This window comes from Rothia mucilaginosa (assembly GCF_901875305.1).
Classification (GTDB): domain Bacteria; phylum Actinomycetota; class Actinomycetes; order Actinomycetales; family Micrococcaceae; genus Rothia.
The window spans coordinates 109,605-122,610 of sequence record NZ_CABFLY010000006.1 but is presented as its reverse complement, the minus strand read 5'-3'; the positions used below and the strand labels follow the sequence as shown (position 1 = coordinate 122,610).

Annotated in this window: 9 protein-coding genes; 4 read left to right on the top strand and 5 right to left on the bottom strand. The window is 59.6% G+C overall.

From position 1 onward, the window contains the following. Positions 1–209 precede the first annotated feature (209 nt). From JX292_RS07785 to JX292_RS07770, 4 genes are all read right to left on the bottom strand, one after another. Positions 210–2,024, bottom strand: coding sequence for an adhesin (locus tag JX292_RS07785; RefSeq protein ID WP_204863195.1), 1,815 nt, complete (start codon positions 2,022–2,024; stop codon positions 210–212). Positions 2,025–2,653: 629 nt separating this feature from the next. After that, the gene (locus JX292_RS09095; protein WP_204863194.1) at positions 2,654–4,510 is read right to left on the bottom strand and encodes an LPXTG cell wall anchor domain-containing protein; all 1,857 of its coding nucleotides are present in this window, start codon (positions 4,508–4,510) and stop codon (positions 2,654–2,656) included. A 434-nt stretch (positions 4,511–4,944) separates the two neighbouring features. Beyond that, entirely contained in the window at positions 4,945–5,745 is an 801-nt protein-coding gene (locus tag JX292_RS07775; protein WP_204863193.1) for an SDR family oxidoreductase, read from the bottom strand. A 109-nt stretch (positions 5,746–5,854) separates the two neighbouring features. Further along, positions 5,855–6,169, bottom strand: coding sequence for a penicillin-binding protein (locus JX292_RS07770; protein ID WP_204863192.1), 315 nt, complete (start codon positions 6,167–6,169; stop codon positions 5,855–5,857). 177 nt (positions 6,170–6,346) lie between these two features. Here JX292_RS07770 and JX292_RS07765 point away from each other — a divergent pair, with 177 nt between their 5' ends. The 4 genes from JX292_RS07765 to JX292_RS07750 all read left to right on the top strand — a co-directional run bounded on the left by JX292_RS07765 (position 6,347) and on the right by JX292_RS07750 (position 12,208). Continuing rightward, a complete protein-coding gene (locus JX292_RS07765; RefSeq protein WP_204863191.1) occupies positions 6,347–6,619 on the top strand; it encodes a hypothetical protein in 273 nt (90 codons plus the stop codon). A gap of 114 nt (positions 6,620–6,733) precedes the next feature. After that, on the top strand, positions 6,734–9,466 hold the full coding sequence (gene valS / locus JX292_RS07760) for a valine--tRNA ligase (RefSeq protein WP_204863190.1): 2,733 nt from the start codon (positions 6,734–6,736) through the stop codon (positions 9,464–9,466). A 612-nt stretch (positions 9,467–10,078) separates the two neighbouring features. Then, entirely contained in the window at positions 10,079–10,495 is a 417-nt protein-coding gene (locus JX292_RS07755; protein ID WP_204863189.1) for a hypothetical protein, read from the top strand. Positions 10,496–10,642: 147 nt separating this feature from the next. After that, positions 10,643–12,208: an LssY C-terminal domain-containing protein gene (locus JX292_RS07750; protein ID WP_204863188.1), complete on the top strand. Its 1,566-nt coding sequence runs from the start codon at positions 10,643–10,645 to the stop codon at positions 12,206–12,208. A gap of 113 nt (positions 12,209–12,321) precedes the next feature. Here JX292_RS07750 and JX292_RS07745 read toward each other — a convergent pair whose 3' ends face one another. After that, positions 12,322–12,963 carry a DsbA family oxidoreductase gene (locus JX292_RS07745; protein WP_204863186.1) on the bottom strand — a complete coding sequence of 214 codons (642 nt, stop codon included), beginning with the start codon at positions 12,961–12,963 and terminating at the stop codon, positions 12,322–12,324. Positions 12,964–13,006: the final 43 nt, after the last annotated feature.

Here is a 13,006-nt window from a genome sequence, read left to right as displayed (position 1 = left end):
CTCTCGTATCGGTGACCATGTGCGTTTCAGAACGCGTTCCCCCGTAGTGAGGGGGTATCGAGAGTGGCAGTACCGCCAGCTAATGCACTCTAAATTATAGGTATAACCTTATGAAAAGTTAAAGGCGAATGGGCGCCTCTTTCACGAGAAAGAAACGCCCACTCGCCTCATCTGATGTTATGGCTTGTGAGGGGGTATTTGCCACCCTCCTACGAACGGGAAGTGAGTCGCACATCACGGTGACCGCGGCGAGTCAAAAATACCCCAGCCGCCAGAGAAAGCGATCCCACCGCGCTAATCACCAGCATGCCGGAGGCACCCGTTGCAGCCAACTGCTCACGCTCACCCTTCTGAGTGAGGCCCGTCGCCTTCTGAGACTTCTGCCCAGCACGCTCGGCTACATGAGTAGCAACCGAAGCAGGTGCAGAGGAAGCCGACTCAGCCGATGCAGGAGCCTCAGACGCAGAAGCCACAGGAGCAGGTTCCTTCGACTCTGCAGCCGATGCCGGAGCACTCTGAGAGGGAGTCACTGAAGGCTTCTTATCCGCGGGCTTCTCAGTAGCTGGCGCTTCTACCCGCTCAGCAGACAGAGAGTCGGACGGATGCGAGGCATCCACGCCATCACGTTCCACAGTGAAGCCACCGGTGACGATCTGCACGGTTCCGCGGGAATCCTCGTAGATTGCGCTCACGCGGTAAGTCGTACCCGGCTTCAGGGCGCTACCAGGTACCCGAAGATGCGCTGAGAACGAGCCATCCTCCACACGAGCATCCCCGGAGGCAACAGCGTCACCAACAGTTCGACCGTCAGAACCCAGAGCGTACACCTGCAGCGCAACGGAACCGGATCCCTCAAACCCTTCACCAGTGAAAGTGAGCGTCTTCTCCATGTCATTCTCGGGGACGGCAGTCTCTTCCACCCGCAGGCGAGCACCCGCAGCTACAGACGAATGATTTGTCGAATCGACTGCTTCCTGCTCCCCCGGGCGACCCGTCGAGGCATCACGCACTCGATCAAACTGAGTGTTACGCGGCAAATCGTAATGGCGTCGAGGGTCGGTTTCCGGAAGTACGGGGTCCTGCTTATCAGCGGGGACGGCGGCGGGCTCGGCGGTTGCAGTTTCAGCAACGTTCCAGCCGTTAGTAAAAGGAATCTCAATGCTCTGAACAGCTAGGCCCCGGGAAGCCGAAGGGGCAATCTCAACGTTCAGCACGTAACGCACATCAGGGTGAACGTCCTGCAAAACGGCCAGACGCGCACCGGGCACCTCAATACCATCCAGGAGCGTGCCATTGACAACATCAGCCCGCGCCGGCGAAGCAGCCAGCACGTGACGATTACCCTGCTCATCGATGGCATAAATCGAGGTCATAATCTCGAAGGCCTGCGCATCACCCAGGCCTGTGGCCTTGTAGACAATCAGGTTCTGCTCCTGCGGAATTTCCAGCTGACCCGAAAGGATTTGGGCCTTGAGCGGCTCATCCTGAGTGTCTGCAGGCTGCACTTCCAGGGGCACCCAGGAATTGTACGAGGTATCTTCAACCGAGTAGCCGAGATCAGGGTTGACGACAGCGGTCGCCACCACGTACTGCTGGTTGGGATCAAGGGTTCCCGCAGGCAGGGTGAGCTGGGTGCTAAAGCTACCCTCGTGTACGTCGGAAGCAGGAACGAGGGTCATGGTCACCGCACGGGCACGACTCAGAGCGGCCAGGGGGTACTTACGGTACTCGCTGACATACACGGCAATACCGTGCTTCTCAACATCCTCACCCAGAAAACCATTGCCGCTGACAGTGATGCTCTGAGAACGCGCGGGGTTGATGGCAGAACCCTGCTCAATCTGCACCGAGGGGTGCACATCACGGTCGGAACGCTGGGCGCGGCTCTGTTGAATGCTAGAGGAGGAAAGGTCGCCGGCGTTGTGCACAGGAATCGCAGCCTGGGCCGCACCGGTGCCGGCAGTTAGAACGGAGGCCGCAATGGCGGCCGTTGCTCGGGTCTTTGAGTGAGCGGGATCGGGCATGAAACACACCTTTTCTGTGAGTGTGAACGATACCCTTTGCGCGACAACAATGCCTCAATCCCCAGAGGGAAGATATACGGTTGATTCCTTCGCAGGATTGGTAGCCTTGCGAGAGGGGTCTCCTCGGCACGGGCGATGAGGCACTGAGAGGTGAAACTCTCAATCTCCATCTGAGGTGGAAGTCTGCGCGAGGGGAATCGCTCTATTTATCGGTAGTTCCACACTACCAATAGAAAAAGGCTCTCGGTGCCCAAGACGCTTTACGAACCAACTATTTTTTTATGCAATAAGACACAAAATAGGTTTTCCACCTGAATCTTCTCCACCAACCACCCACAAAACACATCGACTAGGCAAAATGTTTCAAGTATCCCTTCAGGGTGAGGGTTTGAAGTGAGCGTAGGCATGCAAGTATCGCGGTGACATATGTGCACATTTATGCACATATAGTTATTTTCTTCCAGGTGTAAGGTTTTACACTTGCGATTACCACATTCAGCAGAGCGCCACCCCATCTAACGCCTACGCTGTTCCAAACACACAGAAACGTCCCCGCGATTTCTCCGGACTATTTCAATCCCGGGAAACCGCGAGGACGCTTCATAAGACGCTACGCGAACAGAGAAACCCTAGAGGCTACGACGACGCAGGAGCATCAGCGCAGCACCGGCAATCAGGGCTGCAGCACCAACACCAGCAATACCTGCGACACCTTCAGCACCAGTGTGAGCCAACTGCGACCTCGAAGAGCTATCCGAAGTGCTACGGCCAGCGACATCGCGAGCACTCACGGTGTGGCCTTCTTGAGAAGAAGCGGTCACCGGGGTGTTACCAACCTTGGCCTTGGGAGCCTGCGAGGAGGGAACGCGAGTCTCGGTCACGGTCACGGAACCGTCCTCGCTCATTTCCGCGGTGAAGACGCTGGTGGTGCCGTCGCCGTTATCGCGAACGGTAGTGTTATCGTCGTTACTTGCGGCGGGCACCGTGGGAGCGGGGTGGTCCACATCGCTCACAGAGGCGGTGGTGACAGCAACCTGGTGCACCAGGCCGTTCGGGTCGCTGGTGGCCACAAGCGCGTACACGTAGCCAGGCAGCAGACGATCGGCGCGCACAGAAAGCTTCGCAGTGAAGGTGCCCTCCATAATCTCGGATGCGGGCACATCCTGAACAGCCAGAGCCTCACCGGTGATATTACCGTCGGCATCCAGACGGTAAATGGCCACCTGTACGCCGTGGGAAGCAGATTCGTGGGTAAAGCCCGCACCATTGACGGTCACCACGTTGTACTCATCGTTCGGGTCCAGGCTTGCACTCTCGGTCGTGAGGGTTGCGTTCTGAGGCTCGGGAACTGCCGGGGTTTCCGGAGCAGGGGTCTCGTCAGCCTTGGGGGTTTCTGCCTTGGGAGTCTCGGGGGTCGGAGTCTCCGGGGCTGGGGTCTCGTCGGCCTTGGGGGTTTCCGGAGCAGGGGTCTCGTCAGCTTTGGGGGTTTCCGGGGCGGGAGTCTCGTCAGCCTTGGGAGTCTGAGAACGCGGAGTGGTAGTCTCAGTCACCTTGAAGGAGGAAAGAGCCACCAGCTTCTCGGCAGGCTGACCCTGGGGGTTGCTGACAGCTACTAGAGCGTAGGATGCGCCAGCAGGAAGCTGAGCTGCAGGGACATTGAAGGAGGCATTGAACGCGCCATCCTTAATCTGGTTGGCATCGACGGTGATGGTTGCAATCGGGTCACCGGTGACCTGCTGATTAGCATCCAAAGCGTAGATGCTCACGTTGACAGAGACGCCAACCTTGGCCCCCTGGAAACCGGAGGCGCGAACCGTAATGGTGTTGATAGCGGCGTTTGCGGGGAAGTCAGCTTCCTCAATCTCGATAGCGGGATCGGCCTGCTCAGTCTTGGGTGCCTCGGTCTTGGGAGCCTCGGTGGCATTCGGGGCCGGGGTCTCGGTCTTGGGAGCCTCGGTCTTGGGAGCCTCGGTGGCATTCGGGGCCGGGGTCTCAGTCTTGGGAGCTTCTGCCTTCGGGGCTTCAGTCTTGGGAGCCTCAGCCTTAGGAGCCTCGGTGGCATTCGGGGCCGGGCTCTCAGTCTTGGGGTCTGCCTTCGGGGCTTCAGTCTTGGGAGCTTCTGCCTTCGGGGCCGGGGTCTCAGTCTTGGGAGCTTCTGCCTTCGGGGCTTCAGTCTTGGGTGCCTCGGTGGCATTCGGGGCCGGGGCCTCAGTCTTGGGAGCCTCAGCCTTAGGAGCCTCGGTGGCATTCGGGGCCGGGGTCTCAGTCTTGGGAGCCTCAGCCTTAGGAGCCTCGGTAGCAGCCGGAGTCTGGGCGGCCGCCTCCACGTTCACCTCACCATTGGGGTGCTGCGCGACGGCAACAGCCGGACCGTTCTGATCTGCGGGAGCCTCAGCCGCAAAAGTAGCCGGAATTGCGACAACGGAGCCAGCAGTAAAGGCTGCCGCTGCTGCAATCTTATAGACGCGACGGGTAGTCTTCGACATTATTCCTCGATCTCTAAATTATCGGTGGTGAACCCCGGGAACACGCCTCCCTTATCGAAGGCCATCGGGTGTTCAACATGGGTGTGATGCTAAAAGGCTAACATTCACCCCTGTTCTTCCCGGCGCCCTATCGCCTTCCCTCTTCAAGTGTTACCAAATCGTTATAAAACATTCCGAATAAGGAGGTGAAATACATACCAATTCGCTCATTTCAGCTCTCCATGTCATGATGTGACATTTCTTGAACTTATCTTTTGCTGGCATTTAACAAATCTACGCATTATTCCATGAGGAAAAACCTCACAACTACCCACGAAAGCCCCGCCTCAGGGAAATGGGGGCACACCCATCCCTGAAACGGGGCCAACACACGAATTATCCGCACAACCTAACGATGAAGATTCGCACGAAGGGTCTACCACCCCAACACGCAACTACCCCTCGGTACGAATCACCTTGAACTGGCTAGCCTGAGCCACCGGACGCAAGGTGACGCGATCCAGATTGACGTGGTGCGGTACGTTGAGCGCAAAGGTTACGGTCTGCGCAACATCCTCGGCGGTGAGCGGGTTCGGCACGCCCTCATACACGCGGTCAGCAGCCTCCTGCGAGCCCAGACGGTTCAGAGAGAACTCTTCGGTGTGCACCATGCCGGGACAGATCTCGATGACACGCACGTTATGTTCCGCCTCCTCCAGGCGTAGCGCCTCAGTCAGGCCACGAGCACCAAACTTTGCGGCGTTATACCCAGCACCACCCTCATAGCCATGCTCGGCCGCAGTAGAAGTCAGATTCAGAATCGTGCCGTGACCACTCTGACGCAGTGCCTCACTGAAAGCACGAACCGTGTTCAAGATTCCCAGCACGTTCATGCGGTACATTTGCAGGTAGTCCTCAGGTTTGCCTTCAGAGACAGGATCCAGGCCGATAGCTCCCCCAGCAATATTGACCAGGGCGTCAATAGTCCCCTGCTCACCCAGAATCTGCTCAGCAGCAAACGCAACGGCAGTCTCATTAGTGACATCGCAGGTAACCGGATGCGCACCAGTCTCTTCCTGCAGAGTGTAGAGGAGATTGGTACGGCGAGCCAGAGCATACACCGTCCATCCGGTAGCAACCAGTTGGTGCACGGTCGCACGACCAATTCCGCTGGATGCCCCGGTCACCACGGCTACCTTACCGTCCCCAGCCCAGGATCGAAACGGAGACGGGGGAACGTAAGTGTTCTTAGTCATATCTATCCTCATAAATAACGATGCCCGGCCGTGTTCTGTAACAAAACACACCGGGCATACATTTCTGATTTTTCAGTTTTCATGGCTCGGAAAAGCCTGGGCAGCCCGATTACTTGCGGCGACGAGGAAGACCCCAACGGCTACGGCCACCATCGCGGTAACCAAGGCGGTGCTCAAAGTACACGGGCGAGCTACTACCGGTCTTCACAGTATCCGGCGGAACCGTACCCTCACGTGCAGACATGAGGTAGAGAATCGCGGCGCCCGGAACAAAAGCGATAATGGGAAGAACGAAGCGCATACGCGCCTCCCCATAGCCACTGCGCATGCTGAGGTGCCCGATACATGCCACCACCAGTACCACATGAATCAGCAGAACGGCGGTCTCAAAAGCGCCCAAACCAAAGAAACTAAACGTACTCATCAATGCCTCCTCAGGATTGGTACTATTTCAGTCTACGCCCCCGAATGATGCCTGCAAAAGGTCCGGTCACGTGTTGAAATGATCCACAGAACACACCGATCTTCAGGTACGAACGACCCATTCCAATAGCTCGCCCCCCCCTCCATGATTCCCCATCCCCCGCTACCAAAAACCGCCGTGAAATCTCAACGCCACCGCATCGCCGATCTCCGAACCCGCCGCAAAGAATTGCAACGGCGAGCCGCCGCGCACCGAGTCACCAGCGGGACTCCCTACCCCGTCGAAGTACACCTGCTCCTGGGACAAACCTACCTGGACCCCGCCTCCTGGGATGCACTCATCCACTCCCGTGGGCCCGCCGCCACCCTGCGCCGTGCCCGTTTCACCCCACGATACGCCAGGCTTCTACGCCGCCTCGAAGAAGCCATCACCCACTACGAACGCCCCTGACAAGCCCTCGAAGCACCCCGCGAATGGCCATCGAGGCCGTGACCCGGTACATCCTCAGCGCACAGCCAGCATTAAAAGCTGAGAGAATGCCGTGAATATGAGAAAATAGCCCTTATGGCTGAAAACATTTTGGGCTCAGACTCGCCCGTACAGATTAACGTTCCCGACCGCCCCGCCCTCGAAGGCCTCGAAGAGAAGCTCTCGCAGCGCTGGGCCGATGAGAAGACCTACGCATTCGACGAGAACACCACTCGCGAACAGGTCTACTCCATTGACACCCCGCCGCCGACCGCATCCGGCTCCCTGCACGTGGGTCACATGTTCTCCTACACCCAGACCGACGTCATTGCACGCTACCAGCGCATGACCGGCAAGAACGTGTTCTACCCCCTCGGCTGGGATGACAACGGCCTACCCACCGAACGCCGCGTTCAGAACTACTACGGCGTTCTCTGCGACCCTTCCGTAGCAGACAACGACTCCTTCCGTGACCTCATCACCTGGAAGGCCGACGGCACCCCCAAGCCTGACCGCAGCCAGGCGAAGTGGCCGCGCATCTCCCGCAACAACTTCATCGAACTCTGCGAAGAGCTCGCGGTTGAGGATGAAAAGGTCTTCGAGAACCTCTTCACCACCCTCGGCCTGTCCGTCGACTGGTCGCGCACCTACCGCACCATCGACGCACACTCCCGCAAGGTTTCGCAGCTGGCCTTCCTGAAGGACCTGGAAGCAGGCAACGCCTACATGGCAGAGGCCCCCACTATGTGGGACGTCACCTTCCGCACCGCGGTCGCCCAGGCTGAGCTGGAAGACAAGGAACGCCCCGGTGCGTACCACCGCATTAGCTTCCACCGCCCCAACGGCGAAAAGGTCTGGATTGAGACCACCCGCCCCGAGCTACTGCCCTCCTGTGTGGCTCTCGTGGCGCACCCCGACGACGAGCGCTACCAGTCGCTCTTCGGCACCACCGTCACCTCCCCGCTGTTCGGCGTTGAGGTCGAAATCAAGGCGCACCCGCTGGCACAGCCCGACAAGGGCGCCGGCATCGCCATGATCTGCACCTTCGGTGACACCACCGACGTCACCTGGTGGCGCGAGCTGCAGCTGGACACCCGCGCGCTCATCGGTCGCGACGGCCGCTTCTCCCGCGAGGTTCCCGAGTGGATTACCTCCGCCGAGGGCCGCGAGCGCTACGAGCGCATGGCCGGCACCACCGTCTTCACCGCACAGAAGACCGTCGTCGAAATGCTGGTTGAGTCCGGCGAAATGGACGGCGACCCCAAGCCGATTACCCACCCGGTGAAGTTCTACGAAAAGGGTGACAAGCCCCTCGAGATCGTCGCGTCGCGCCAGTGGTACATTCGCAACGGTGGCCGCGATGCCGACCGTCGCGAGAAGCTCATCGAGCGTGGCCGCGAAATCAACTGGCATCCCTCCTTCATGCGTAGCCGCTACGAGAACTGGGTTGAGGGCCTGAACGGCGACTGGCTGATTTCTCGCCAGCGTTTCTTCGGCGTTCCCTTCCCCGTCTGGTACCCGCTGGATGCAGAGGGCGAGCCCGACTACAAGAACCCGATTCTGCCCGCCGAGGACATGCTCCCGGTGGATCCCGCCTCGCAGACCGCACCCGGCTACACCGAGGAACAGCGCGGCGTGGCCGGCGGCTTCATCGCAGACCCGGACGTTCTGGACACCTGGGCCACCTCCTCCCTGACCCCGCAGATTGCAACCGGCTGGGGCGTAAACCCGGACCTGCACGCAAAGACCTTCCCCATGGATCTGCGCCCGCAGGGTCACGACATCATCCGTACCTGGCTGTTCTCCACCGCCGTGCGCTCCGAGACCCTGGCCTCCTCCGTGCCGTGGTACAACACCGCGCTCTCCGGCTGGATTCTCGACCCGGACCGCAAGAAGATGTCCAAGTCCAAGGGCAATGTCGTGGTCCCGAACGAGGTTCTGGAGAAGTACGGTTCGGATGCTGTGCGCTACTGGGCAGCTTCTGCTCGCCTGGGTGCCGACACCGCCTACGACGAAGGCCAGATGAAGATTGGCCGCCGCCTGGCAATCAAGCTGCTGAACGCATCCAAGTTTGTGCTGAACCTGGGCGCAACCGAGAAGTCCGTCATCACTTCTCAGGCTCAGGGTCGCGTGCTCATCAACGCCCTGGACCGCTCCCTGCTGGCCCGCCTGGCATACCTGATTGAAGAGGCAACCACCGCCTTCGAGAAGTACGAGTACGCTCGTGCCCTGCAGATTTGCGAGAGCTTCTTCTGGTCCTTCACCGACGACTTCGTGGAGCTCGTCAAGGACCGCGCCTACGGTGCCCGAGGCGAGGAGGAGCAGGCTTCGGTTCTGGCCGCCCTGGCCACCACCCTGGATGCCCTGCTCCGCCTGTTCGCTCCCTTCCTGCCCTTCGTGACCGAAGAGATTTGGTCCTGGTGGCGTGCAGGTAGCGTGCACCGCGCCGAGTGGCCGCAGGCACTACCCATCTTGGAGGGCACCCTGTTGGCTGAGTACTCCGCTCAGAACCCGACCGCTGGCATTTCGGCTCAGTGGGTCCTGGCGGACGCTGACCCGACTCAGATTGAGTCACTCAAGCAGATCCTGCCGGATGTTGCTGAGGCCCTGGGCGGCCTGCGCAAGGCAAAGAGCGACGCGAAGGTCAAGCAGCGCACCGAGGTTGAGTCCGCTACCATTGCGGCTCCGCAGGCTCAGCTGGACCGTGTCGAGGCTGGCCTGGGCGATCTGAAGGCCGCTGGCAACGCCCGCGAGCTGGCCCTGGTGGCGTCCGAGGGTGAGCTCGAGGTTCGCGACGTGGTGCTCGTGGTGGAAGAAGCCGCCGAGTAAGCGACGCATCCGTGATTCGTCATCACTCGTTGCGTAGCCGATGGCCGCGCCGGCAGTGAATAATTCGAGGCGGGACGGTACCGAGATTTCGGTATCGTCCCGCCTCGCGTCTCTGCACTTCGCGTGCTTCCGGCTGGAGTCGTGGAGGGCCGTGGGCCTTTATGATGTCTTTTTCTTCATTCCAAAGAAAGAAATTTTGTAATCTTTTTCATACTCAAATCTGATTCTCGGCAAATACTCACACCGTGACCTTCTACAACTCGCGCATCTCAGCCACATTTCCTGAATCCCCTGGACTTGGGGATTCATCTCTCCCAAGAACATTTTTCACCTTTTGCCATGTGGGATTATGACCGCCTCCTTGCAGATTATTGCTTTTACATGCACATTTTTTAGGGTTCCCCGCCGCTAATCAACCTTATAAGATTGACGGACACTTTTTGTATGATGGTTTGTGAGGGTTCCCCTCACTTCACTTTCACTTCACTTCAGCGAGCGCACGCCACCGGTACGAATCATTACTCCGACCAGCCACACCCCCTACCCGTCGTCGGGGTGCGAAGTCGCATCCCGACCCTACCCGCGCGCCGTAGTCGGCGCGTACGACCGCTCATGATTCCACGTTCACCCCATTCAGCATCGGAGCACCCGCTCTCCCCCGCGAGGCAGAGCTCTCCTCCCCCGGTAACAGCTGACCCATCCTCAGCCGACACCCCGACCCCGAGCCAGGATCAGCTCCAACACTACCTCTCAGTCCTCGGAGAATACATTCGCCATGCGCGCGAATACGCCCAGGCGCTCCATGACTCCTACGCCGATGAGGTCTACGCGCTCTGGCACGAACACATCACCTACTCCGCTGCCACAGACGAGACCAGCATCGCCTCCGGCACGTTGAGTGCAGTCGAGCTCGAGGAACTGACCCGTAAGTGGGTGCGCCTCATGCGTGAAGGCCGAGACATGCTACACCATGAGACAACTATCGCCGCGGACCGTGCCGCCGCGCAGGACGGCTTCCCCCTCGACTAAATCTCTGTTCTCTCCCGGAATAAGACCTCTCCCGGAAAAGACCCACGAGCTATCCTCGCCCGTGGGTCTTCTGTCACCGAATCTTCCGTGTGACGAGCTTTTGGTATAGTTTTCTGGCACCAATTTCAGCGCATAGAAAGGGCGTGCATGTCCCACCCAAAACGCATCCTACGTCCCACGCGTAGTGATGTTGCGCCGCCGGTCACCTCACTGCCCGTCTACCGCGGCGATATCGACACGCGCGGTGAAACACAGGACCTTGTCCCGCGCAGCTTCTGGGTCGATTTCTGGGATACTCTCTTTTTCATCTTTGCCGGTGTAGCCTCCGTCGTGCTGACCATCATGATTCTGCTGAACACGGTCGGCCATTCCTGGTGGGGCGTTCCCATCGCGTTGGTCTTCTGGGCGGTCACCGCATACCTGACCCTGCCGCGGTTCCATTCCATCATGACCCGCATCTACGTTCCCGACTACTTCATCGGGCGCACCCGCACCCCGGACGGCTTACTCGGCGACCCGGTCAATATCGCCCTGATTGGCGCAGAGGAGCAGATTCACCAGGTCATGCAGGACGCCGGCTGGACCCGCGCAGATGAGGTCACCCTCGTCTCCTCCTGGAAGATTATTCTCTCCACCATGACCCGTCGCTCCTACGCGGAGGCGCCGGTCTCCCCGCTCAAAATTTTCGGCAGGACGCAGGCCTTCGCCTACCAGCAGGAGGTAAACGGCAACCCCGAGAAGCGTCACCATGTACGTTTCTGGAAGACCCCGGATGGCTGGCTACTGCCGGGTGGTCATCGGGTGGACTGGTTGGCTGCCGGTACCTACGACTCGGGTGTGGGGTTCAGCTTCTTCACCCTGCAGGTCACTCACCGCATCGACGCCGAAACCGACTTCGAGCGAGACTACATCGTGGAGTCCATTCAGTACGCTCACCCGGAAACCCGCGTTGAGATTCTGCACGACTACTCCTCGGGCTACCACGCTCGTAACGGCGGCGGCGATGCGATTCGAACCGACGGCGCGCTACCGGTTGTGATTCTCAACAACGAGGGGGTGGAAGCTACCGAGCAGGAGGACATTCACCTCTCCAGTGCCCACGACCTGGCCTACCGCATGCCGCTGAGCCTGCTGGTCGGTTCGGGTATGCTCATCGCCGTGACCCTTGCCGATATTGTCAACAGCGTTCTTTTGGCGCTCAGCCGCCCGGCTCTGCGAGCCAAGCTCCTCGAGGAAGGATCTGGTAGCGATATTGAGCTACTGAGCCTGTTCGATCAAGTGGATAGTGCTGTGCTTCTGACCATTACCGGCGCGGTGCTGGTGGGCTTCGTAGCCGTCTATTCTGCGGTCCATCTCTTCCTGCTGTGGAGCACCCTTCGAGGCTCTTCCAAGGCTCGCCGCTTGGCTCTGTTGCTGACGGCTTTGAACTTCGCGGCGATTACCGGCGGCGTGTTGTGGGGGCACCAGTCCCTGCCGCTGTCCACGATTTTCTTCCAGCTGGGCGTGGCGGTGTTCGCGATGCTGGCATTCACCTCGGATGCGGCGGTCCAGTACACCGCGACCCGCACCTTCCACATGCGCGATACGAAGATTGTGCAGCGTGCGACGCATCCAAAGGTTTTGGAGCGCAGAGTCCAGCGTAAAGTGCAGAAAGTACAGCAGACGCAGAAAGCACGTAAAACGGCTTCTGCGGGCCGCCCTCACCATCGCTAGCTGAAGGCTCTACACGCTTTGGGAAGCACAGTACCGCCCGGTCATTCAACGACCGGGCGGTACTTTTATGTTCTGTAGCCGAAGAGCTCTACGGAGCCTCGGCGCGGGGATGTTTAGGCTTCGCCGTCCTCACCGTGGAAAATCGGGCCCACGGTGCGGGGGCGCTTCAGCTCAAAGAAGCCGGGGTAGGAAGCAAGCGCCAGGGCACCGTCGAAGAGCTTACCCGCCTCTTCACCGGCAGGGCTCGGGGAGATCACCGGGCCGAAGAATGCGGTGCCGTTAATGGAGATCAGCGGAACGCCGATGTCCGTGCCGCCCACGGTCTCCAGAGCGAGGTCCAGGGAGGCGCGCATCTGCTCGTCGTACTTGTCGGTAAAGGCAACGTCCGCCAGATCTGCGGGCAGGCTAACCTCCTCCAACGCCTTGACGATGGCGTCGCGGTAGGAATCAGCCTTGTTGCCGTTGTGGTGAATCTGCTCGCCCAGAGCGTCATAGAGGGGCTTGATGACCTCGTTACCGTGCAACTCACGCACAGCGGTGATAAGGCGGGTAGGTGCCCAGGACCGGTCCATCATCGCCTGGTAGTCGGCGGGCAGGTCACGACCCTGGTTGTGCATGGACAGCGAGAAGGGACGCCAAGTCACCTCAATATCGCGGACCTTCTGCACCTCACCAACCCAGCGGGAGGTAATCCAGCACCAGGGGCAAATCGGGTCGAACCAGAAATCAACCTGTGCGGGTGCGTTCTCAGCCATGAGTGTTCCTCTCGTATACGAATGCGCCAGCCGCCCGTGCGGC

Bases quoted from the DNA above. Each gene is read 5' to 3' on its own strand.
- JX292_RS07775 (WP_204863193.1), bottom strand. From the start codon at position 5,745: ATGACTAAGAACACTTACGTTCCCCCGTCTCCGTTTCGATCCTGGGCT.
- JX292_RS07785 (WP_204863195.1), bottom strand. From the start codon at position 2,024: ATGCCCGATCCCGCTCACTCAAAGACCCGAGCAACGGCCGCCATTGCG.
- JX292_RS07755 (WP_204863189.1), top strand. From the start codon at position 10,079: ATGATTCCACGTTCACCCCATTCAGCATCGGAGCACCCGCTCTCCCCC.
- JX292_RS09095 (WP_204863194.1), bottom strand. From the start codon at position 4,510: ATGTCGAAGACTACCCGTCGCGTCTATAAGATTGCAGCAGCGGCAGCC.
- JX292_RS07745 (WP_204863186.1), bottom strand. From the start codon at position 12,963: ATGGCTGAGAACGCACCCGCACAGGTTGATTTCTGGTTCGACCCGATT.
- JX292_RS07770 (WP_204863192.1), bottom strand. From the start codon at position 6,169: ATGAGTACGTTTAGTTTCTTTGGTTTGGGCGCTTTTGAGACCGCCGTT.
- valS (WP_204863190.1), top strand. From the start codon at position 6,734: ATGGCTGAAAACATTTTGGGCTCAGACTCGCCCGTACAGATTAACGTT.
- JX292_RS07750 (WP_204863188.1), top strand. From the start codon at position 10,643: ATGTCCCACCCAAAACGCATCCTACGTCCCACGCGTAGTGATGTTGCG.